Raw genomic sequence first — 22,145 nt, forward strand, 5'->3', positions numbered from 1 at the left:
ATTCAAGCAGGTCATCTGCAATCCCCGTCTTCTATCGGGGGACCGTTAACGATACCTGGGGTCAGTCATATATTTAACAGGATTTAACAGGCCACTTTTATTCTTGAAATCACGTGTGTAACTCCCTTCCCTAATGCCGTTACCTGTAACCTTGCTCCCATCAATACAACTTTACATGCGGTAGAGATCGTGGTTCGAAAGGCTCTTTAAATGGCATAAACTGGAGAGCCGTCCCATACAATGCTGATAGAGACAGAGTGTCATAGCGGTCCTTCCGGCGATGATGGGAAGGGGTATCTCTGTAATGCCTAGGGTTATTCGCCAGATCTGGGTGGCTTCTTTAAGGAACAACTGGGCCCTTTACCTGGTGGTTATTCTTTTCCTTGTCATCGGCATGGGGGTGGGCGTGTGGTCGGCCGGCAGCCTCCAGGGCGAGCAGGTTGATGAGCTCCAGGCTTACATCTCCACGCTTTTCTCCGCAACCCCCGCCGAGGGGCTGCATGGGGCCGCCATCCTCAAGGCCGCCACCTTTGAAAACCTCGTTTTCTTTGGCGCCGTCTATTTCGCCGGCCTGTCGGTGATCGGCGCGCCGGTGATGCTGGCCCTGATCTTCGTGCGGGGCTTCGCTCTCGGCTTCGCCGCCAGCCTGATCGTCGGGCAGCAGGGTCTGCCGGGGGTCCTTTTGGCGTCTGCATCGCTCCTTCCCCAGAACACCATCCTTTTGCCGGCCATGATCTTCGCCGGTGTCGCTGCCCTGTCGTTTTCGCTGCTTCTCGTGAGAAGGGGCTTCAACCCCCAGGTCACCGTATGGTCGAGCTTTCTCCGCTACACCGCCGCCATCTGCGCGTCGCTTTCCGTAGCGATAGGCTCGGGCCTGGTGGAAGCCTTTGTGAGCCCGTATCTGCTGCGTGCCGCGCTGGCCGTCTGCGGGCAGTAAAGGGGGATGACGCCTTGATTGTGGTCATCATCTCGGCCATCAAGCGCAAGGTCCTGTTCGCCTTCAGGCTCCTGCTCCTGGTGCTGATCATCGCCATTCTTTCGACGCAGGTCTACGGCATTCTTACAACCTCCGCGCCGAAGAACCCGGGGGCTGTCACGCCGGCGACCGGAGACCCCTGGAGCGGCATCATAGACAGTCTCAAAGATTACTACCGGGCCAATTCCCGGTAGGATTTTTTTTTATGGGGGAGAAAGACAACTGTTAGAAAATCTCGGAAGTGATGGCATGGAAACGCGGGTCAGGCAGTTTCTCGATTACCTTGCCGTCGAGCGGGGCCTGTCTTTTAACACCATCAAAGCGTATGAACAGGATCTCAAGGAATTCTGCGCTTTTCTTAAAAAACGCGGTGTCACCGAACTCCAGCCGGAGGACAAAGGGTTGATCACGGCCTTTTTCGGTGAGCTCCAGCATGCGGGGAAGAGCCCGAAGACCCTGGCCCGCTGCCTGTCCGCCATCCGGAGTTTTCTGCGCTTCCTGGTCGCCGAGGGCATGCTGCCCGCTGACCCTTCAAGCACCCTTTCGTCGCCTCGCGTAATGCTGCGCCTGCCCAAAGTCTTGAGGGTGGACGAGGTCGAACGGCTGCTCGAAAGCGTCAGCACCGCGACGCCGCTCGGGCTGCGCGACCGCGCCATCCTTGAAACGTTGTACGCCTCCGGCCTGCGCGTCTCGGAGTTGGTAGGGATGGAACTGAAAGACGTTAACCTGGAAAAAGGGTTCGTGCGCTGCCTGGGGAAGGGGGCAAAAGAACGGATGGTGCCCCTAGGCAGCACCGCCGCCCGCTATGTGAGTCTTTACCTACGCGAAGTCAGGCCCGCGCTGGTTTCCGAGCCTACCGGCCTGGTTTTCCTCAACCGCAGGGGCAGGCCCCTCACCAGGCAGACGGTTTGGAAAATGACCCGGGCGTATGCCGGGGCTGCAGGGATTCAGAAAGAAATCGGCCCCCACACCTTACGGCATTCATTCGCCACCCATCTGCTCGAAAACGGGGCTGACCTGCGCGTGGTCCAGGAACTGTTGGGGCACGCTGACATCGTCACCACTCAGATCTACACTCACGTAACCTTGAGCAAGCTGCGCGACGTTTACAATGCCGCCCATCCCCGCGCCTAGCGCAGCGGGAATAATAAAAGCAGCGAGGAGGGCTGATATTTGCCAATCAACCGCGTAATTGTGATTGTACTGGACAGCGTCGGCATCGGCTGGCTTCCCGACGCGGCGGCGTACGGCGACGAAGGCAGCAACACGCTTTGCAACATCGCCTGCCAGGTGGGCCGGCTGAGGCTTCCCACGCTGGGGGCTTTGGGGCTGGGCAACATCGCTCCCATCCAGGGCGTTCCCCCGGCAGAGGAACCGCTGGCCGCCTGGGGCAAGATGGCCGAAAAATCGGCGGGAAAGGATACGACCACCGGCCACTGGGAACTGGCCGGTCTCATCCTGGACAAGCCGTTCCCGGTATACCCGCAGGGCTTCCCCGGCGAGATCATCGAGGAGTTCTCAAGGCGCATCGGCCGTTCCGTCCTGGGTAACAAACCCGCTTCCGGAACGGCGATCATCGAAGAACTGGGCGCGGAGCACATGCGTACGGGCGCCCTGATTGTATATACCTCCGCCGACAGTGTCTTCCAGGTCGCTGCGCACGAGGACGTCGTTTCCGTCGAGGAGCTGTATCGAATATGCGAGACGGCCAGGGAACTGCTCCGGGGGGAGCACGCCGTCGGCCGGGTCATCGCCAGGCCGTTCACGGGCGAGCCCGGTTCCTTCAGACGGACCGAAAGGCGGCACGACTACGCGCTTCCCCCCGTGGGGCCGACGGTCCTTGACGCCCTGAAGGACGCCGGCCAGCACGTCGTGGCCATCGGCAAGGTCAAGGACATCTTCGCCGGGCGCGGGATCACCGCCCACCTCCCCGCTAGGAACAACGCCGACGGTGTTGACGCTATTCACCGCGCCCTTGACGGTTTCCCCACGGGTCTGATTTTCGCCAACCTTGTCGACTTTGACATGCTTTACGGCCACCGCAACGACGCCTGCGGGTATGCCGCCGCCCTGGAGGCCTTTGACGGCGCCCTGCCACGGATCTTGGCGCACCTCGCGGCACAGGACCTGCTCGTCATTACCGCTGATCACGGCTGTGACCCTACGACCAGCAGCACCGACCACTCCCGCGAATACGTGCCGGTGCTGGCCTACCATCCGGGGACGCGTGGAAACCGGCCCCTGGGAACCCGCGAGAGCTTTGCCGACGTGGCCGCGACGATGGCCGAGGTGTTCGGGATCCCGTGGGGAATAGGGCAGAGTTTTTTGCAGGAGACGCTTGCGGGGAGGGACGCACAATGAGAGCCTACGATCTTATCCTGAAGAAGCGCAACGGGGGCGAATTGTCAGTTGAGGAGATAGACTTCCTCGTCAAAGGCTATACTGAGGGATCGATCCCTGATTACCAGATGGCCGCCTTTTTAATGGCCGTTTATTTTCGGGGCATGAGCGACCGGGAGGCCGCCGACCTGACGGAGGCCATGGTCCGGTCGGGTGATCGCTGCGACCTCGGTTCCATCCCGGGGATCAAGGTCGACAAGCACAGCACCGGCGGCGTCGGCGACAAGACCACCCTTATCGTGGCGCCCCTTGCGGCCGCCGCCGGAGTCCCGGTCGCGAAAATGTCCGGGCGGGGTCTCGGCCACACCGGCGGGACGGTGGACAAGCTGGAGTCGATTCCCGGATTCCGGACCACGCTGACCCTCGACGAAATGGCAAAACAGGTCAGGGAGACAGGAGTGGCCGTCGTCGCCCAGACCGGAAACCTAACCCCGGCCGACAAGAAGCTTTACGCCCTGCGGGACGTTACGGCGACCGTGGACAGCATCCCCCTGATCGCCTCCAGCGTAATGAGCAAGAAGCTGGCCTCCGGCGCCGACGCAGTCGTCCTCGACGTCAAGGCCGGGAGCGGAGCCTTCATGAAAACGGTGCAGGGAGCCGTTGATCTGGCGCGGGCCATGGTCGCTGTCGGCGAACGGCGCGGCCTGCACACCGTAGCCCTGGTGACCGGCATGGACGAGCCGCTCGGGACTGCGGTCGGCAACGCCCTGGAGGTGCGCGAGGCGATAGACGTCCTTGCGGGCGGAGGCCCGGAAGACCTTAGAGAATTGTGTGTCAACCTGGCGTCCTACATGGTTGTCCTGGGACGCAAGGCCCCGACCCCGGCCGATGCGCGCAGGCTGTGCGAAGAACTCCTGTCCGGCGGATGCGCGCTTGCCAAATTCCGGGAATGGATCAGCACGCAGGGCGGCGACCCTGCCGTTATCGAGGACGGGAGCCTGCTGCCGCGCGCCGCGCGGGAAGTGCCTGTTCCCAGTGCGGCCTCCGGCTTTGTCGAGTCAATAGACGCCGAGACTGTCGGCAAGGCGGCGTCGCTGTTAGGAGCCGGACGGCTTACCAAAGAATCGTCGATCGATCCGGCGGTCGGGGTAACGGTCATAAAAAAGGTCGGCATGCGCGTGGAAGAAGGGGAGCCCCTGGGTATCCTGCACGTCAACGACCCGGCCGGGCTGGACGAGGCCATGACAGCCTTACAGAAGGCTTACCGTTTCGGTCAGGAACCTCCTCCGCGCCGGAGGCTGATCATCGCCGTGGTGACCAGGGACGGGGTGGATGGTCACCCGCCCCTAAGCACTTAGTGCTTTGGGGCCCGTTTGCGGGCCGTTATCACGTAAACCTGTCCGTGGTCGTCGGTTTTGGGCTGGTAGTCGAAGTCTCCTTCGGTCAGCATTTCGTAGACCCTTTCGGCCTGGTGGGCGTCAGCGGCCTCCATGGTGATCACCAGCTCGTCTTCGTGCCGCAATCCCGGCAACGTCGCGGCCAGCCAGCGTATGTCGCCGTCGTCGACCTTGTGCCCGAAATCGATGTTTACGGTCTTCAACGCTTTTCCCTCCTAATCGGCCTTTCCGCAGTTAGAATGCGCAACGGCAGCCGTAAATAAACTGCGACATAAGTCGCTTTTTGCGGTAGAATAGGAAGGAGCCGCCTCAAGCCCAGTCCTGGCGGATTGGGCGGTAGTAGGCAGTAAGTAGTAGGACTCGAAGGCATTTCCGTTCGGAAATGCCAATAAATTTAACAAGCATTTGGAGGCGTGTAAAAGATGTACCGCATTGCTGTGATTCCCGGGGACGGGACCGGTCCGGAACAGGTCCGTGAAGGCCTTAAGGTTCTGGCCGCCATCGCCAAAAAGTTTAACTTTGCGTATGAGACCGTTGAATTTGACTACGGCGGGGAGCGTTTCTTGAAGACCGGGGAGGTCTTGCCTCCCGACGCCGTAGATGAACTAAAGACTTTCGATGCGATCTACCTGGGAGCGATCGGTCACCCGGACGTTAAACCCGGCATCCTGGAAAAAGGTATCCTGCTGACCCTGCGGTTTGCCCTTGACCAGTACGTCAATCTTCGCCCGGTCAAGCTCTTTCCCGGCGTTGAATGCCCGTTAAAAGGAAAGGGGCCCGAGGATATTGATTTCGTCGTGGTGCGGGAGAACACCGAAGGGCTCTATACCGGGTCGGGCGGCTTTCTCAAAAAGGGAACACCCGATGAAGTGGCCATTCAGACCTCGATAAACACGCGCAAGGGCGTGGAACGCTGCATTCGGTTCGCCTTTGAATACTGTCGCAAGCGCAACAAGGCCAAAAAGGTGACGCTTTGCGGCAAGACCAACGTCCTGACTTACGCCTTTAACCTGTGGGAGCGCGTCTTTCACGAGGTGGGCCAGGAATACCCCGACATTGAGCGGGATTACGCGCACGTTGACGCCATCTGCATGTGGATGGTCAAGAACCCCGAGTGGTTCGACGTGATTGTTACCGACAATATGTTCGGCGACATTATCACCGATCTCGGCGCCATGATCCAGGGGGGCATGGGTATTGCCGCGGGCGGCAACATCAACCCCGAGGGTGTCTCGATGTTTGAGCCGATCGGCGGCTCGGCCCCGAAATATACAGGTAAAAACGTCATCAACCCGCTTGCCGCCGTCATGAGCATGGCGATGCTGCTCGAACACCTGGGCGAGAACGCAGCTTCGCAAGCGGTGGAAGAGGCCGTGAAGCTGGCGTGCGCCAACAACCTCAAGAGCATGGCCGCCGGTAGGATGGGATATTCCACCAGCGAGGTCGGGGACTTGATCGTCGGTTATCTGGGAGGTTAGGGTATGGTCTGGATGGTACTTTGAGACCATACAGGACTAGCAGGTTATAAAATCTGTCTAATAATTTCCTGTGGCGCTTTAACGTCACAAATCAGCCACTCAAGGATTAGATAGAATAGAGAGTGGTCCAGGAGGTGTGGACCTATCTCTGAAAGAGGAGTTAGGGAAGGTATCAGTTTAACGCTGGAAGAATACCAGCAGCTTTTTGAACGCTATTATCCGGAAATCTGCCGCCAGTTAGCTTATGTTACCGGCGACCGGACAAGCGCTGAGGACTTGGCCCAGGAGACTTTCCTCAAGCTGTACGCGACGCCGCCCCGTCACCGCGACAATCTTGTCGGGTGGCTGCGTAAGGTGGCTGTCAATCTGGCCTATAAGCACATCCAAAGGGAACAGAACCGCCAGAAAAGAGAGCTCAGGACGGTTTCCGAAGGGGTGCACACTACCGACGTCGACCAGTTCTGGCGCCGGCACGAGGTGAAACAGGTCAGGTCCGTTCTGGACAAACTTGCTGAACGCGACCGAATATGTTTGATCCTTAGGTTTTCCGGGTACAGTTATGCCGAAGTGGCGCGGGCCATAGGCGTGGAGGCTTCGTCCGTGGGTACTATCCTGGCCCGGGCGCGAGCCAAATTCCGTGATGAATTCAATCGCCAGGAGGGAGGTGCCTAACCATGTGTTTTAACGAGGGTACGTTGCAGGCCTATTTGGACGGCGAAGTCCCCGAAAGCGAACGTGAACGCATTGCACGGCACCTTTCAGAGTGCGACTTGTGCCGCGAGGGACTGGATAACTTGAGGGAGTGCAGCAGCTTTGTCGATACGAAGCTCGCGCTGTACGCGCAGGCCCTGGATAGTCCTGGCTTTGATACTGAATCGGCATGGCGGGCCCTCAAGCAGAAACTGGTGGTCCGGCCCGCAAGATTATGGCAAGGATGGCTGGGCGCATTCGCCGTCGCGGCCGTTTTCTTCCTGGCTGTCGGTGTAGGTTTGGGTCTGCAGCAGTTTGGTTTCGGGCCGCCCCGGGAGGTCGCGGATTCCCAGCCAGGTAGAGCCAAGAGTCAGGAACAGCAGGTTGATAAACAGTTAAAGGACGAGGGTGCCCAATCGCAGGTTAAAACCGCTCCGGGGGTCATCGGGATGTCTCCCGATAATGAAGGAGCGTTGCAGGGGCAAGACTCTGTTATAGTGGATAATGGCAGCTCAGAGGGCAGCTCGCCGCGATCACTGACTGCTACTGTCAACGGCGGCAGCGTTCCGAAGCGCGGTTCAGGACATCCAAACGGCAGCAGTGCCCGCATGCTGGCGGCCACGATGCCGGGTGTAGCCGTCCAGCCAGGAGAGTTGGAAGAGGTATTATACAGGGATACGGAAAAGCAGTGGAACGTCGATGACGTCCAGGCCAAAACCGCGGTGGAGCTCCTTAATGCGTCCGTGCCGGTTTTGGAGGTTCCGGACGCCGAAAAGCCCAATGGCGGCCTCTTCCTGCGAATGAAAAACGACCGGCTGTTGATTCTTGCGGCGGTACCCGGTGACCTGGTTCAGTGCTACGGTTTGTCCGAGCGGGGCGTCATCCTGGTCAAGAGCCCAGAACTTTCACAGTTGCTGCTGGAGATTGCCGCTTTAGGGCCACCCAGCACTCAATGACGAGTGATCGTAAAGAAGTGTTAGCTCGTGACCTTTTGGTTGTCGAGTTGAGTGCTGGGCATAATAATCCTGAGGTGACGCAGACATGCACGATGAAGCCGATCGGGGAGTCGGCCAGCGGATCCAGGATTTCCTGGAACACCACAAAGGTTTCTACAGCTATGACCTCAACGCCAGCGAGCACGACGGAGAGGTTGTTTTGACGGGTATCGTCGATACTCTTGCCGAAAAGCAGCAGCTTACCCGGCTGATTTCGTCCATGCCCGGCGTAAAAAGGGTGGAGAACGACGTTGCCATCAGCACCGACGGGCAGATTACCGACGCCGAGGTCTTGGAAGAGGTGATGGAGGAGTTCGCCCAGACCCCGGGGTTGGACGCAAAGCGGGTCGGGGCGAAGGTTAGCGGAGGAAGGGTGTTTTTGGTCGGTCATACCGACGACCCATCGGAGATTCGCGCCGCGAGGCCCGCCGCCGCGAAGGCACGAGGCGTCAGGGAAGTGATCGACCAGGTTAGCCGCGCGGAGCACGAGCCGTCGCTTGACGAACTCTTCCACTCACAGGTCCGCAACGATGAAGAGAGATGACAGCCGACACCAAGCCAAGCTATTAGACTGCCGGCTAAATGGGGCTTTAACAAAACGCATCTCAAGTTAATGAAACCAGGCTGTCGAATCCTACTGAAAGCTCGGAGAGGACCGGCAACCGTTGTTTTTCAACAGTTCCTACGATGCCGGGCTTTTTCTTCTCTCTATCCCTCACGGCAGGAAATACCGGGGAAGCCGACGAAAACCTGAGCAACATCTAAAGTAAATCCGGGAAGGCCGAGTATGAAGCTCTTGTACTTGACCGACACCCACATCCGGGGCACGAACCCCAAATACAGGCTCGACGATTTCGCCTCGACCCTCCGCGCCAAGCTCATCGAGGTGGTCGGCCTCGTTGAAACGCACCGCGTCGATTTTGTGATCCACGGCGGTGACGTTTTTGACATGCCCAGCCTGCCGCTGCCCGTGGTGGGGGACTTCATGGAAATCTTGGCGCGTATCAGGGCCCCCATCTACGCCGTGGCCGGGAACCACGACATTTACGCCTATAACCCCGAAACGCTCGACCGCACCATGCTTGGCTTCCTGTCCAGGCTGGGGCATTTTCGCCTCTTGCAGCCCGGATCTCCTGTCTACGTCGAAGCCGGCGGTGTCAGAGTGCAGCTTTCGGGAATGCACTTTCACTACGCGATGGATAGGCGGGACTTCAGGATGGATTATTGCGTCCGCAAGGTCGATTGCGATTTCGCCATCCACACCACGCACGGCCTGCTTTTGACCCGACCTGTGGCGCCCGAGATACCGCATACCCTGGCCGAATCCGTCGCACAAAACACCGAAGCCGACCTGACGCTCGGGAGCCACGCCCACTTCGGCTTTGCTCCCGTGACGTTCGACGGGCGGACGGTGGCGAACCCCGGCGCCCTCGCGCGCCTTTCGCCGCAGCCGGCTGATGTGCAGCGCCGGCCGCAGGTCCTGCTCATCGACCTTACGGGCGAAAAGCCTGCTTACGTCTTGATCCCGCTAACTTCGGCACCCCTCGGAAGCACCGTTATCGACACGCAGCAAGCCAATAATTTTACAGCCCGGGAAGCAGTTTTATCCGATTACCTCAAGGGTTGGGGATCGGCCTCCACCCTCGAAGACGTTTTGCACGACTTGGCCCAGAGGGACACGCTGTCCGAGAAGGTGCGCGACGAAGCCATGCACCGTTTACAGGATGCCCGGAAAGGAATAGGGTGAATTGACGGCATACATCGCCCGCGTCGTCCTTGAGAATTTTCAATCCCACGGCAGGACCGAGCTTGTCCTGGTGCCCGGTTTCAACGTCCTCGTCGGTGAGTCGAACCAGGGCAAAAGCAGCGTCTTGCGGGCCCTGGTCTGGCTTTTTTACAACGAGCCCTGCGGGACGGCTTTCATCCGTTCGGGCCGGGACTGGTGCCGCGTCTCGCTGGAGTACAGCGACGGGACGGCGCTCAGCAGGACGCGCACCCGCGCGCGGAATTCCTACCTCATCCTCTATCCCGGCGGCGCGAGCCGGACATTTGAAACCAGCGACGCCGAGGTGCCCCAGGAGGTGCGCGGCGTCCACGGGATCGCCCCCGTCTTGCTCGCCGACGGCGTCCTGGCAGCGATCAACGTCTCCCGCCAGTTCGACCAGCCGTTTTTGCTTACCGAGCCGGAGGACGTGCGGGCGGAGGCGATCGGCCGTCTTCGCGGCGCCCACGTGGCCGACCGGGCCCTGGACGGCTGCTTGAGCGCCTTGCAAGAGGGTGTAGCCCGGGGCGCCGGCGAGGAAGACGTCCGTGTGCTTGAGCAGGCCTGCCGGCTGCTCGCCCAGTCTTCCGCCAGCGTAAGGGAAAGCGCCCGGCGCGATGTCGAGGATTTTGTCAACAGCGCGCTGCGTTTTATTTTCGGGCCGGAGCCGACCTTCAAGATAGGTTTCGCCAGGCGCGACCCGAAGATTGTCTGCGAATTTTCTATCGTGTCTTCCTCCGGAGCCGTTCCCCTCGAAGGGATTCTTCAGGAATCCCAGGGCGCGGGGATCGTCGACGTCATCTCCCTAGCCCTGCGCATTGCTTTCCTGGAGGGCCACCAGCCCAGGCTTCCCGGCCCTCTCCTTCTCGATGAGCCCGTCAAGCATTTGAGCGACCAGTACGCGCTCGGCTTGAGCCGTTTTCTCAAGACGGTAGCCGACACGTTTGACAGGCAGATCGTCATGGCCACCCACGACCAGCATCTCACAGCGGCGGCCGATATGCTGTACGTCTTCGAACGGCGCGAAGGAGAAACCTTCGTGCATTCCCGGGGCAGCAGCATCCGGGGTTATGTGCGCAGGCCGGGCTCCTAAAAGGCGTGCAGGAATACCTGCCGTTTCTTCCGAAATGTTGTCGCAATGACAAACCGCTGTCTTTCCCCCGGAAAATAATACTGTCGGGCATTTGGGAACGGAGGAGGAACGTCCTTTGCATCTTCGCCTGATCCTCGGCCGCGCGGGCGCGGGGAAAACCAGGCTGTGCCTCGACGAGATCGGGGCACGGTTGCGCCGGGCCCCCGAAGGCCGCCCGCTAATCCTGCTTGTCCCGGAACAGGCTACTTTCCAGACCGAACTCGGTTTGGCCCGCACGAGCGGGCTCGGCGGTTTTACAAGGGCCCACGTCTTGAGCTTCCGCCGCCTCGCCCTGCGCATCCTCCAGGAAACCGGTGGAGCCTGCCACCCGCGCATCAGCGAAATCGGCAAACGTATCGCCTTGCGCCTGATCCTGGAAAAACACCGCAAAGAGTTAAAATACTTTATACGGTCATCGGCGCAGCCCGGTTTCTGTGATGTTCTTGCGCGCACCCTTTCCGAACTGAAATTCTGCAACGTCGGCCCGCGGGAACTCCTGACCGCCCGGCAAAGCATCCCCGGCGACCCCCTGGCCGACAAGTTGGGGGACCTGGTTGCGGTCTGGGCGGCTTTGGGCCGCTTGCTCGAGGGCCGGTACACCGATCCCGACGATTTTCTCGCCCTTGCGGCCCAAAAAGCCGGCCAAGCCCTGATATGCAAGGATGCCGAGATATGGGTCGACGGGTTTTCCGGTTTTACCCCCCAAGAATATGCGATGCTGCACGCGCTGGCGCTGCACGCCGGGCGGCTGAACGTCGCGCTTTGCCTGGACCCCGGCAATGCCGGCGCCGCCGACGAGTCCGACGGTTTCTATCCCACCCGCGCCACCTACCGGCGGCTGGTTGAAATGGCTTCCCGCGCCGGGGTACGCATCGAGGAGACGGTGGTGCTGTCGTCGCCGGCGCGCTTTCTCGACAGCCCGGTGCTGCGGCATCTGGAGTCTTCCTTTTATCGCCGCCCGTCACCGCCCTACGAAGGTATTCCCGCCGGCCTTCGCCTGGTGGCGGGCGCCAACCGAAGGGCCGAGGTTGAGGCCGCCGCCCGCGAGATCGTGAGCCTGGCCCGCGACCGGGGCTACAGGTGGCGGGAAATAAGCGTCGTTATGCGTGACATCGAACAGTACCACGACCTGCTGGCCTGCGTTTTCAGCGATTACGGCATCCCGTTTTTTATTGACCGCAAGAGGCCGGTCGGTCATCACCCGCTTATCGAGCTGGTTTCCTCGGCCCTGGAGGTCGCGGCCGACGGCTGGCCGTACGACGCCGTCTTCCGCTTTCTCAAGACCGATCTCGTCCCGGTGACCCGTGAAGAGGTTGATTTGCTTGAAAACTACGTCCTGGCCCACGGCATCAGGGAAGGCCAGTGGCTTAGCGCCGAACCCTGGCCGTACCTCGCGCGGCGCAGCCTGGATGACGCCTCGGCGCCAAGCCCGGGGGAAGAGCGGTTCCTTGCTCGGATCAACGACATCCGCAGGCGCGCGACCCGCGAGCTGGCGGCCTTTTGCGCCCAAGCCCGGAGCGCTCCCGGCGCGGCCGCCCTCGCGGCGAACCTGTTCAAGCTGCTGGACGGGCTCGGCGTTCCCGGCCGCCTGGCGTCGTGGGCCAGAGCGGCCGCGAATAACGGACGGCTCGAAGAAAGCCAGGAACACAAACAGGTGTGGGAACAGGTCGTGCACCTGCTTAACCAGCTCGTCCTGATCCTGGGCGAGGCGGACCTTCCGCTCCGGGACCTTGTCCGGGTTATCGGCAGCGCTGTGGAAGGCATCCGCCTGGGAATGATCCCTCCCGGGGTCGACCAGGTGCTCGTCGGCGCCCTTGACCGCTCGCGCAACCCGGAGATCAAAGCGTGCTTCGTGCTTGGGGCCAACGACGGCGTTCTGCCCATGCGGCCGTCCGAGAACGGCCTGTTCACTGAACGCGAGCAGGAGCGCCTGCGAGCGCTCGGGGTGGAACTGTCGCCATCCGGCCGGCAGCGTGTCTTCGAGGAACAGTACCTGGTCTACATCGCCCTTACGAGAGCCAGCGAGTATTTGTGGGTCAGCTATCCGATGAGCGATGCCGAGGGGCGGGCCCTGTCTCCCTCGCGGCTGTTGCAGCGCCTTAAAGAGCTTTTCCCGCGGCTGCGCGAGGATTTCGCCGGCATTGAACCGGCGTCGGGGGATGTCTCCTGGATATGCCGCCCGGAGCCGACGATGTCCTGCGTTATCGCGGCGCTCCGGGCCTTGCGGAGGGGCGGTTCCTGCGACCCCGTCTGGCTGGAAGCCTATAACTGGTTTCTGACCGCCCCGCAGTGGGCCGGCCGTTTTAAGAGTTTGTTGGCCAGTCTGACTTTTCGGAACAACGAGCAAAACATTTCCCCGGTCAAGGCCCGGCACCTGTACCGCTGTCCCATACGCTTGAGCGTCTCTCAGGTCGAACGTTTTCAGGCCTGTCATTTCGCACACTTTATGTCCCACGGGCTGCGCCTGAGCGAGCGGCCCCAGTTCGATTTTGCAGCGCCGGCGGTGGGCGATTTCCTGCATGCCGCCTTGAAGATGGCCGGGGAGCGTGTGCGGGACGGGGAAGACGGCTGGGAAAAGCTCGACCGCGCCGGGATCAGGCGGCTGGCCTCGGAAGTGCTTGAGGACCTGGCCCCGAAGTTTAAAAGCGAAATCCTGTTCAGCACGGCCCGTTTCCGCTATTTCAGCCGGAAGCTGCAGCGCACCCTGGAAAGGTCGTTGGCGCTTATGGCCGAACACTGCCGCCGGGGGGCTTTCAGGCCTGTGGCCTTTGAGATCGGTTTCGGTCCCGGGGAAGAACTGCCCCCGATCCGGCTCAAACTGGGCGACGACCGCGAGATCGAGCTGCAGGGGCGCATCGACCGGGTCGATATGGCTGCGGGACCTTCCGGTAACTATTTCCGCATTATCGATTACAAAACAGGCCGCGTCAATCCCGACCTCAATCTTATCGCCTGTGGCCTTCAGTTGCAGTTGTTGGCGTACCTGGACGTCATCATTACGCACGCCGTCCGGATATGCGGGAAGCCGGCCCTGCCGGCCGGGATTCTGTATTTCAGCGTCAGCGACCCGTTTGTCGCCGCGCCGGGGCCGTTGAACCCTCCCGAGGCCGAGAAGAAAATCCTTGCCGCTCTCAAACTGAAGGGGTTCGTTCTGGCCGATTCCGAAGTCGTCCGCATGATGGACAGGCAAACGGGTCACCTGTCGGAAATCCTGCCGGTGGGCCTTAAGAGCGACGGCTCGTTTTATCCGCCCGCGGCCGCCGTATCCGAGGACCGGTTCAACCTGCTGCGGGCGCACGTCCACCGGGTATTCGCCGCGGCCGGCAAGGCGATGCTGGACGGCGCCGTCGGGATCAACCCCTGTGACGGCAAGAGCTACAATTCCTGCAGGTATTGCCCCTACCGCCCGGTGTGCCATTTCGACCCTTTGCTGCCCGGCAATGAATACCGGCGATTGCGGGCGCAACCCGTAGACCGGATCTGGCTCGCCCTCGCGGCTGCGGCCGGAGGTGACGGGAATTGACGACGCAATGGACCGCCCAGCAGGAAGAGGCCATCACCGCGCGGGGCACCAACGTCCTGGTTGCGGCATCGGCCGGGACGGGGAAGACGGCCGTCCTGGTGGAGCGCATCGTGCGCTGCATCACCGATCCTGTAAAACCGGTCGACGTCGACCGGTTGTTGGTCGTCACCTTCACCAACGCGGCCGCCGCCGAGATCCGCGCGCGGGTGGGGCTGGCCGTCGGGGCCGCGCTCGGCGCCGACCCGGAGAACAGGTACCTGGCCCGGCAACTCGCCCTGCTTGACCGGGCTTCGATCACCACCTTGCATTCCTTCTGCCTGGAGCTCGTGCGGCAGTATTTTTACAAGCTCGATATCGACGGGGCCTTCCGCATCGCCGACGAGCACGAGGCCGCGCTGCTGCGCCTGGACGCGGTGGAGACCCTGTTCGAGCATTACTACGCTTCCGGGGAAACGGGGTTTCTGGCTCTGGTCGACGCCTACGGGGGGGAACGCGGCGACCACCTGCTGCAGGACCTGGTCCTGGACATCCACAGGCACGCCGGCGCCCATCCCGATCCGCAGGCGTGGCTCGCCGGGGCGGCAGGGTCGCTGTCGGCTCAAGAGATGGACCTGGATGATTTTCCGTGGATGGGCGATCTTAAGGAATACATTGCGCTGGCCCTTGACGGGGCGCTGCACGACCTCCGCCTCGCCCGGGCGCTGGCGTCGCAACCGGGCGGGCCCGGGATCTACCTGGCGACGCTGGCCGAGGACGAGGCCCTGGTTGCGGGTATCCGCACCACCTTGGCCGAAAACTGGGAAAGCTTCTACGCCGCCTGCTCCCGGGCTGCCTTTGGCAAGATCAAGCCCTGCCGCGGCGGGGACGTCGAGCCCGGCCTGAAGGAACGCGTTCAGCACCTGCGTAACAGGGCCAAGGAGCTCGTAAGAAAGCTCAAGGAGGAATACTGTTCGCGTTCCCCGGCGGAGGCCGTCGAGGACCTGAAGCTGGTCGCGCCGATGGCCGGCGCTCTCGTGGATGTCGTCAAAGCCTTCGACAACGCTTACGCCAGGGCCAAGCGCAACCGCAACGTCCTGGATTTCAGCGATCTTGAACACCACGCGCTGCGGCTTCTCGAGGAAACCGAGATCGCCGGCGACTTGCGAGGGCGCTTCGAGGAAGTGCTTGTTGACGAGTACCAGGATATCAACGCGGTCCAGGAGCGCATCCTGCAGACTGTTTCCCGCCAGCAGCCGGGCGGGCGGAACCTGTTTATGGTCGGGGACGTCAAACAAAGCATCTACCGGTTCCGCCTGGCCGAGCCCGGGCTGTTCCTGGCGAAGCAGGCGGATTACAGGGAACGTCCGGGCGCCGACGGCCGCCTCGTGCACCTGAGCGGCAACTTCCGCTGCCGGGCCCAGGTCGTCGACGCCGTCAACTTTTTGTTCCGGCAGATCATGACCGCGAGGGCGGCGGAAATGCCGTACGGCGCTGAGGCCGAGCTCGTCCACGCCGCCCTGTACCCCGCGCCGCCTCCCGCCGTCGACAGCGTCGCCGGCCCCGTGGAGGTGTACCTTCTTAACCTCGATGGCGGACAGGAAAACGGCGCCGAGGACGGCGAGGGAGAAAACGGCCCGCCGTCAGCCCGGGAGTTGACCGCCGGCCAGTCGGAGGCGCTGCTCGCCGCCCGGCGCATCAAGAACATCGTCAAGTCGGGAGTTTGCGTTTTTGACAAGGCGACGGGCGATTACCGGCCCGCCGGCTACCGCGACTGCGTGGTCCTTCTGAGGGCGACGTCGGGCTGGGCGAGCGTTTTCGTGGAGGAATTCCGCCAGCAGGACATCCCGGTTTACGCCGACCTCGGCACGGGCTACTTCGCCGCCGACGAAGTGGAAACCATGCTATCGCTGCTTGCCGTCATCGACAATCCGCGGCAGGACATCCCGCTGGCCGGTGTTCTGCGTTCGCCGCTCTTCCGTCTGACGGGCGAGGACCTGGCATCCATCCGCCTGGCCAGGGAGAACGGGGATTTCTACGACGCCGTGCATGCGGCGGCCGGCGACCCGTCCCTGCCGGCGGCCGCAATCCTTAACACCTTCCTGGAAAAGCTGGAGGCCTGGCGCACGATGGCCCGCCGGGGGGCCCTTTCGGACCTAATCTGGAACATTTACCGTGACACGGGCTATTACGATTTTGTCGGAGGATTGCCCGCCGGGCCGCAGCGTCAAGCAAACCTCAGGGCGCTTTACGAGCGGGCCAGGGAGTTTGAGACCACTGTTTTCCGCGGCCTCTTCCGTTTCCTGCGCTTCATCGGGCGCATCAGGGAGAGCGGGGGAGACCTCGGGACAGCGCGCGCTCTCGGGGAAGACGAGGACGTGGTCCGCATCATGAGCATCCACAGGGCGAAAGGTCTGGAGTTTCCCATCGTGATCCTGGCCGGTCTGGGCAAGGTCTTCAACAAACAGGACCTTAACAAGGGCGTCCTGGTGCACCGCGAGCTGGGCCTGGGCCCGCAGGTCGTCGACCTGGCCTCCCGTGTGGTCTATCCAACGCTGGCCAGGCGCGCCATCCGGGCCCGGCTGGAGTCGGAGGCGCTTGCCGAGGAGATGCGCACCCTTTACGTCGGCCTGACCAGGGCCCGTGAAAAACTGATCCTGATCGGTTCAGTGGCCGACCGCGGCAAGGCGGTGCTGCGTTGGTCGCAGGTTGCGGCCTGCGACGGCTGGGCCATCCCCGACCACATTCTGTTCTCGGCGCGCTGTCCCCTTGACTGGCTTGTTCCCGCGCTCGTCAGGCACCCCGACTGCGCCGCCCTGCGACGGGAATGCGACATTGGAGAAACTGCCGGCCGGATGCTTGCCGATCCCTCCCGCTGGTCGGTCCGCGTCCTGACGCCGGAGTCCCTGCGCGATTTCCGGCCAGCCGGCGCTGGGGCGGCGGAGACTTTAAACTTCATCGGCCAGGGCCGGCCTTGGCCCGGCCCGCCGCAGCACGCGGCCGAGATCGACCGGCGCCTGAGCTGGGTCTACCCGTGGCTGCCCGCTCAGACCATACCGGCCAAGCTTACGGTCACCGAAGCCAAGCACGCCTTTGCCGCCGGCCTGCCCGGGGACGAGGCAGCCCGGCCTTTCGAGTTCGACGATTACGCCTTCAGGAGTAGGCCTGGCTTCCTCGTCCATCCCGGCGCCCTTTCGGCTGCCGACGTCGGCGCCGCGGTACACCTCGCCATGCAGCACCTCGACCTCAAGGCCGTTCTTGACGAAGAGGATGTCGGCCGCCAGCTTAAGGACCTGCAGTTGCGCGGCTTCCTTACGGAGGCCCAGCTGACGGCCGTGGATTGTGCCCAGTTGGCCGGCTTTTTCCGCACCTCCTTGGGGCAACGCATGCGTTCGGCTGAGCGTGTGTACCGCGAACTCCCGTTCACCATGGCCGTCCCCGCGTCCGAGGTCTACCCGTTCCTGGAAGGAATTCCGAGCGAGGAAAAGGTCCTGCTGCAGGGCGTGATTGACTGCGTTTTCTTGGAGGAGGACGGGGCGGTGCTCATCGACTATAAGACGGGCCGTGTCGAAAAGGACGGGGGAAACGGGATGATCGCGCGCTACAGAGGGCAGCTCGCGCTTTATGCCCGGGCCCTGGAGACCGTCCTCGGCTGGCGCGTCAAGGAGCGCTATCTTTACCTCTTCGGCCGGGGCGCCGCTGGCGCGCTGCGGCTGGAAGAACGCTGACAACCGACGGCCTTCCCCTGCGAGCCCCCCTTTTTTGCATAACTCGCTAAATCATGGGCAAAGATAACGGAGAAAGGGGGTGAGCCGATGCCGGAAATCAAGTGCACCGTCACCGAATGTGAGTATAACCATAACGTGAAGTGTGACGCTCCGATGATCCAGGTCGCGCGCAACCACTCGTCCCAGGCTTCAGCCTCGGACCAAACCCAGTGTGAAACCTTCAAGAGAAAGTCCTAAGCAGCATTGGCGCAAAAAGAGACTGGCTGTGAGACCAGTCTCTTTTCATTATTAGCGAGGCCTATTTAAACCGTACGGGAACGACGACCTTGTCGACCTCGCGGCCGTCCTCGGGGCTCTCCCAGAAGACCTCGAGGCGGCCCCTTCCTTCAGCCGGAGGCTTGAAGGTCAGGATAAGCTCGAAGTCCCCTCGTGCGGGGGCTCCGGCGGTGGCGGTCGTAAAGCCCTCCGCCAGTTTCCGGCTGTCGTTTTCCACCAGCCGCCCCTTTACCGTTCCTTCAAAGACCCTGGCGCTCCCGGCCACGCGCAGGGGACTGCCGACGACGCTTTCCGGCGCGGGAGCGGTGATCCAAATGGCCGGCTCGTAGACTCTGGAAAGGTTCCGCTTGAAAGGCTGCTCGTACAGGCCCACGTGTCCCCACCAGTCCTTGGCACGGTTATCCAGCCTGCCGTTGACGAGAAAAGAAACCCGCTCGATCTCCGGGAACTCGGTGAGCGTGTTGACCACCGACTGAATGCCGAGCATCTCTCCCATGGCTCCGACGTTGACCTTGAGAACGTCTTCCGAAAAATTGACTGTTGCCAGCCCGTTTTTGACCCTGATATCGAGAACCTTGGTGCCCTTGGGCAAAACCTGCGTTGCCCCCGGGGTTCGGGGCGTTCCGGAAATAAGTTCCTGCAGCGCCAGCCTGTAAGGGTTGCGGTCGCCGGAGACCTGGTGGATCTCACGGACCAGGAAGGCGTCGGTCTGCGTTGTTTTGGGGTAATAGACGGCCACCTGCTGTAATTTTTCCGCCTTGCCGGGCTCGTCGACACGGGGGGAAAGCCGGGCTTCTCTCCCGCAACCCGCCGGGAACAAGAGAAAGAACAACAGGAATATGGCTCCGCAAAGGCGGAAATATCGCGCTAACAACACGTTTCCTCACCAACTCTCACCAAAAAGTCGGACACTCCTATTTCCTTCTTAGCTTACCACCAACAAAGGAGAAAGCACGTCCCGTTGCGAATCCCGTACCAGTAAATCTATGGGGGAAGCGGATGCATAAACTAGGTTTGGCTGTTTTTGGACTAATCGGCGTGCTTTTCACGCTATGTGCCGCCGGATGTGCCGTTGACGACGGCCCCTGCCCGGTGCCGCGGATCGTCGCCGACATCGATACCGACGGGGACGGGGTCTTGGACGCCGACGATATCGTGGCCGGCGCCCGGCCGGAGGCCGACAGGAAGACCAGGTACAGCGCGGCCTATTATCCGGGCGGTTACCCCCCGGACGGCGAGGGCGCCTGCACCGACGTGGTCTGGCGCGCGATGCGCGCCGCCGGGCACGACCTCAAGGCCCTCGTCGACGCCGATATCGCCGACGACCCGGAGGATTACCCCAGGGTCGCGGGGAACCCCGATCCGGATATCGACTTTCGCCGGGTGCCGAACCTAGTCGTTTTCTTTAGTAAATACGGAGAGAGCCTGACTTGTGATGTCCGTCCGGGCGACGCCGAAAACCTCGCCGCCTGGCAGGGGGGAGACATCGTCGTCTTCGGCAGGCCGCTGGAGCACATCGGAATTGTTTCCGACAGAAGGCGCAGAGACGGCGTGCCGCTCCTGATCCATAACGCCGGCCCCCACGCCACGGAGGCCGATGTCCTCACGTCCTGGCCTACCAGGATAACGCACCATTTCCGTTACCCTCCGGCCCGCACTCAATTACCCGGGATCCCCGTGCAACAAAAGAATAGACCAAGGGATTAATTATCGGCGTAAATGCCTCTATTCTCTATCGAGTGCCGGGTTCAACGACCCGAACCGTTTCCATCCTGTCGCCCGCCTCGATGCTGTCGACGACACTCATCCCGTCCTTAACCATGCCGAAAACGGCATACTGCCCGTCAAGCCAGGGAGCGTTCTTCTTCAAGAAGTAGAACTGCGAGCTTGCGCTGTCGGGATGCTGCGCCCTGGCCATGGCGATACACCCTCTGACGTTCCTGAGATCGGGGTGCGTTTCGAGTTTGATGCGCTTGCCGGAGCCTCCCGTGCCGTCGCCCTTGGGGTCGCCGCCCTGAACCACCCAGTGCTCCACGCGGTGGAAGGTGAGACCGTCGTAGAAGCCCTGGCTCACCAGATCGATAAAGTTCCCCGCCGTGACCGGCATCCTGTCGGGGTCGACCTCGATAGTGATCTCGCCCTTAGAAGTTCTCATCGAGATTGTTTTTGCTGACAACCGCCTGGCCTCCTCACTGCAATCTTTAACGTATCTTAAGCATATTACACGCACAACCGGCCTGGCAATAATGTCCATGCGTTCTTACCGGTGAGTTCTTTCTTGACGAACCCCGCGCTCTTACTTTTCCTCTCTGAAGGATTCCCTTCTCGTGCGGTGAACGATTCACGTATACCGGTTTAGTCACTTCTTATTTCCGGTCTCTGACATCTTGAGTGAGGTGCTTCCGCTTGACCTGTGACACCTTGGCCATCGTCAACCCCGCTGCGGGGGGCGGGCGAACGCGCAAGGCATGGCCCGCTTTGAGCAGGAAGATGCGCGATCTCGGCCTCCGTTTCGACCAGATGGATACCGATGCTCCCGGGGCGGGACAGTCAGTGGCGCAAAAAGCCATCGCCGAGGGATACCGGCGCCTGATCGCCGTTGGCGGCGACGGAACGGTAAATGAAGTCGTAAACGCGATGATGACGGCCGGTGCGGCAAACGTGGAACTCGCCGTCATCCCGATGGGCACGGGCAAGGACCTGGGCCGGTCGTTGGGCATCCCGCACGACCTTCTCGCGGCGGCCAGGCTTTTGCAAACCGGCACGGCCAGGAGGCTGGACGTCGGCTTCATCGAGTGCACGGGAATGGATAAACAGCCCTGCCGCCGGTACTTTTTAAATGTCGCCGACGTGGGGCTTGGCGCCGAAACTGCCCGGCGCGTCAACCGGACAAGCAAGTGTCTGGGCGGTTTCCTGTCTTTTTTCTACGGGGCGCTCGCCACGCTGATCCTCTACCGTTACAAGCCCGTGCAGTGTACCGTGGACGGTTTGGAAACAAAATCGCTCGACCTGGCCATCGCCGCCTTGGGCAACTGCCGCTACTTCGGCGGGGGGATGCACATCACCCCGCGAGCCCGCCCCGATGACGGCCTTCTGGACTTCATCGCTCTCGGAAGGCAGAAAAAAACGGGCATATTGAAAAATCTCGTGCGCGTGTATAAAGGCACCCACCTGCGGGACCCGTCCCTGGTTTACGTCCAGTGCCGCGAGGTGTTCCTGGCGTCGACGGAACCTGTCTTGATCGAGGCCGACGGGGAGGTCGTGGGATACCTGCCGGCCCGTTTCGGTATCGTACCCGGGGGAGTCAGTGTTATCACCGGCTAAGTAAAAATTGCGATGACGGATTTAAAGCAGAGGACGTGTGCCGTGAAGATCATCGTTGATGCCGACGCGTGTCCCAAAACGGTCCTAACGATTTGTTCCGAGCTTGCGGCCGGCTACGGCGTCAGTGTCGTTACGGTGGCGAGTTTCGCCCACCGGATTGACTCCGCCGACCACGTGGTCGTCGGTGACGCCAGCCAGGAAACCGATATCCGCATTATGAACCTGGTGGAAAAAGGCGATGTGGTCGTCACCCAGGATTGGGCCCTGGCCGCCGTGGTGCTGGGCAAAGGCGGCAAGGCCGTTTCTCCGGGCGGACGTATCTACCATCCTGAATTCGCTCCTTTCCTGCTTGAGGAACGGGAAATCAAGGTGCGCTTTCGACGGACGGGCGGGAGGACGAAGGGCCCAGCCAAGCGCACCCGCGCCGACGACCTGCGTTTCAGAAAGGCCTTGACCTTTCTTCTGGAGCAAAAGCCCCCTGTCCCCTGAACCAATTTGTTGGAGGATTATCGTCATGGCAGTCGAAGTTAGCCGTTTGGAGGTGTGAC

20 protein-coding genes are annotated in these 22,145 nt (G+C 61.6%); 17 read left to right on the plus strand and 3 right to left on the minus strand.

Annotated elements, in window-relative coordinates:
• Window positions 1-304 precede the first annotated feature (304 nt).
• The 5 genes from spoIIM to ACPV0M_RS03880 are packed head-to-tail and all read left to right on the plus strand — an operon-like array spanning window position 305 to window position 4,674.
• Entirely contained in the window at window positions 305-937 is a 633-nt protein-coding gene (gene spoIIM, locus ACPV0M_RS03860) for a stage II sporulation protein M (RefSeq protein ID WP_425621652.1), read from the plus strand.
• Window positions 938-951: 14 nt separating this feature from the next.
• Entirely contained in the window at window positions 952-1,170 is a 219-nt protein-coding gene (locus tag ACPV0M_RS03865) for a hypothetical protein (RefSeq protein ID WP_425621653.1), read from the plus strand.
• A gap of 55 nt (window positions 1,171-1,225) precedes the next feature.
• A complete protein-coding gene (gene xerD / locus ACPV0M_RS03870; RefSeq protein WP_425621654.1) occupies window positions 1,226-2,110 on the plus strand; it encodes a site-specific tyrosine recombinase XerD in 885 nt (294 codons plus the stop codon).
• A 39-nt stretch (window positions 2,111-2,149) separates the two neighbouring features.
• Entirely contained in the window at window positions 2,150-3,337 is a 1,188-nt protein-coding gene (locus tag ACPV0M_RS03875; protein WP_425621655.1) for a phosphopentomutase, read from the plus strand.
• Window positions 3,334-4,674 carry a pyrimidine-nucleoside phosphorylase gene (locus ACPV0M_RS03880; protein ID WP_425621656.1) on the plus strand — a complete coding sequence of 447 codons (1,341 nt, stop codon included), beginning with the start codon at window positions 3,334-3,336 and terminating at the stop codon, window positions 4,672-4,674. Before ACPV0M_RS03875 ends, ACPV0M_RS03880 begins: the two co-directional genes overlap by 4 nt.
• Here ACPV0M_RS03880 and ACPV0M_RS03885 read toward each other — a convergent pair.
• Window positions 4,671-4,916 carry a hypothetical protein gene (locus tag ACPV0M_RS03885; protein WP_425621657.1) on the minus strand — a complete coding sequence of 82 codons (246 nt, stop codon included), beginning with the start codon at window positions 4,914-4,916 and terminating at the stop codon, window positions 4,671-4,673. The genes ACPV0M_RS03880 and ACPV0M_RS03885 overlap by 4 nt on opposite strands.
• A 219-nt stretch (window positions 4,917-5,135) precedes the next feature.
• Between ACPV0M_RS03885 and ACPV0M_RS03890 the strand changes: the two genes are divergently transcribed.
• From ACPV0M_RS03890 to ACPV0M_RS03930, 9 genes are all read left to right on the plus strand, one after another.
• Window positions 5,136-6,191, plus strand: a complete 1,056-nt coding sequence (locus ACPV0M_RS03890) for a 3-isopropylmalate dehydrogenase (protein ID WP_425621658.1) — start codon at window positions 5,136-5,138, stop codon at window positions 6,189-6,191.
• A 225-nt stretch (window positions 6,192-6,416) separates the two neighbouring features.
• Window positions 6,417-6,863 (plus strand): sigma-70 family RNA polymerase sigma factor, encoded by a 447-nt coding sequence (locus tag ACPV0M_RS03895; protein WP_425622119.1) that lies wholly within the window; start codon window positions 6,417-6,419, stop codon window positions 6,861-6,863.
• Between the two features lie 2 nt (window positions 6,864-6,865).
• Window positions 6,866-7,837: an anti-sigma factor family protein gene (locus ACPV0M_RS03900; protein WP_425621659.1), complete on the plus strand. Its 972-nt coding sequence runs from the start codon at window positions 6,866-6,868 to the stop codon at window positions 7,835-7,837.
• 85 nt (window positions 7,838-7,922) lie between these two features.
• A complete protein-coding gene (locus ACPV0M_RS03905) occupies window positions 7,923-8,420 on the plus strand; it encodes a BON domain-containing protein (RefSeq protein ID WP_425621660.1) in 498 nt (165 codons plus the stop codon).
• A 243-nt stretch (window positions 8,421-8,663) separates the two neighbouring features.
• Complete coding sequence (locus ACPV0M_RS03910; RefSeq protein ID WP_425621661.1) at window positions 8,664-9,623, plus strand: metallophosphoesterase family protein; 960 nt, start codon at window positions 8,664-8,666, stop codon at window positions 9,621-9,623.
• 1 nt (window position 9,624) lies between these two features.
• A complete protein-coding gene (locus tag ACPV0M_RS03915; RefSeq protein ID WP_425621662.1) occupies window positions 9,625-10,731 on the plus strand; it encodes an AAA family ATPase in 1,107 nt (368 codons plus the stop codon).
• A 115-nt stretch (window positions 10,732-10,846) separates the two neighbouring features.
• Window positions 10,847-14,293: a helicase-exonuclease AddAB subunit AddB gene (gene addB, locus ACPV0M_RS03920; protein WP_425621663.1), complete on the plus strand. Its 3,447-nt coding sequence runs from the start codon at window positions 10,847-10,849 to the stop codon at window positions 14,291-14,293.
• On the plus strand, window positions 14,290-17,997 hold the full coding sequence (addA, locus tag ACPV0M_RS03925) for a helicase-exonuclease AddAB subunit AddA (RefSeq protein WP_425621664.1): 3,708 nt from the start codon (window positions 14,290-14,292) through the stop codon (window positions 17,995-17,997). The genes addB and addA overlap by 4 nt, the downstream gene beginning before the upstream one ends.
• A 153-nt stretch (window positions 17,998-18,150) precedes the next feature.
• The gene (locus ACPV0M_RS03930) at window positions 18,151-18,234 is read left to right on the plus strand and encodes a hypothetical protein (RefSeq protein WP_425622120.1); all 84 of its coding nucleotides are present in this window, start codon (window positions 18,151-18,153) and stop codon (window positions 18,232-18,234) included.
• 61 nt (window positions 18,235-18,295) lie between these two features.
• Here ACPV0M_RS03930 and ACPV0M_RS03935 read toward each other — a convergent pair whose 3' ends face one another.
• Complete coding sequence (locus ACPV0M_RS03935; RefSeq protein ID WP_425621665.1) at window positions 18,296-19,105, minus strand: Gmad2 immunoglobulin-like domain-containing protein; 810 nt, start codon at window positions 19,103-19,105, stop codon at window positions 18,296-18,298.
• Window positions 19,106-19,272: 167 nt separating this feature from the next.
• Between ACPV0M_RS03935 and ACPV0M_RS03940 the strand changes: the two genes are divergently transcribed.
• Entirely contained in the window at window positions 19,273-19,980 is a 708-nt protein-coding gene (locus ACPV0M_RS03940; RefSeq protein ID WP_425621666.1) for a DUF1287 domain-containing protein, read from the plus strand.
• A gap of 25 nt (window positions 19,981-20,005) precedes the next feature.
• On the opposite strand, the gene ACPV0M_RS03945 is transcribed toward ACPV0M_RS03940, so the two are convergent.
• Entirely contained in the window at window positions 20,006-20,449 is a 444-nt protein-coding gene (locus ACPV0M_RS03945; protein WP_425621667.1) for a peptidylprolyl isomerase, read from the minus strand.
• 230 nt (window positions 20,450-20,679) lie between these two features.
• Between ACPV0M_RS03945 and ACPV0M_RS03950 the strand changes: the two genes are divergently transcribed.
• Entirely contained in the window at window positions 20,680-21,597 is a 918-nt protein-coding gene (locus ACPV0M_RS03950; RefSeq protein ID WP_425621668.1) for a diacylglycerol/lipid kinase family protein, read from the plus strand.
• Window positions 21,598-21,639: 42 nt separating this feature from the next.
• Window positions 21,640-22,086 (plus strand): YaiI/YqxD family protein, encoded by a 447-nt coding sequence (locus tag ACPV0M_RS03955; RefSeq protein WP_425621669.1) that lies wholly within the window; start codon window positions 21,640-21,642, stop codon window positions 22,084-22,086.
• The last annotated feature ends 59 nt before the right edge of the window (window positions 22,087-22,145 follow it).

Origin of the sequence: Desulfosceptrum tomskiensis, from assembly GCF_049818055.1 — a bacterium.
Classification (GTDB): Bacteria; Bacillota; Desulfotomaculia; order Desulfotomaculales; family JASEER01; genus JBFLVT01.

Excerpts from the sequence above, each read along its gene's own strand:
- xerD (WP_425621654.1), top strand. The coding sequence starts at position 1,226 with ATGGAAACGCGGGTCAGGCAGTTTCTCGATTACCTTGCCGTCGAGCGG.
- spoIIM (WP_425621652.1), top strand. The coding sequence starts at position 305 with ATGCCTAGGGTTATTCGCCAGATCTGGGTGGCTTCTTTAAGGAACAAC.
- ACPV0M_RS03880 (WP_425621656.1), top strand. The coding sequence starts at position 3,334 with ATGAGAGCCTACGATCTTATCCTGAAGAAGCGCAACGGGGGCGAATTG.
- ACPV0M_RS03930 (WP_425622120.1), top strand. The coding sequence starts at position 18,151 with ATGATCCAGGTCGCGCGCAACCACTCGTCCCAGGCTTCAGCCTCGGAC.
- ACPV0M_RS03900 (WP_425621659.1), top strand. The coding sequence starts at position 6,866 with ATGTGTTTTAACGAGGGTACGTTGCAGGCCTATTTGGACGGCGAAGTC.
- ACPV0M_RS03890 (WP_425621658.1), top strand. The coding sequence starts at position 5,136 with ATGTACCGCATTGCTGTGATTCCCGGGGACGGGACCGGTCCGGAACAG.
- ACPV0M_RS03940 (WP_425621666.1), top strand. The coding sequence starts at position 19,273 with ATGCATAAACTAGGTTTGGCTGTTTTTGGACTAATCGGCGTGCTTTTC.
- ACPV0M_RS03905 (WP_425621660.1), top strand. The coding sequence starts at position 7,923 with ATGCACGATGAAGCCGATCGGGGAGTCGGCCAGCGGATCCAGGATTTC.
- ACPV0M_RS03910 (WP_425621661.1), top strand. The coding sequence starts at position 8,664 with ATGAAGCTCTTGTACTTGACCGACACCCACATCCGGGGCACGAACCCC.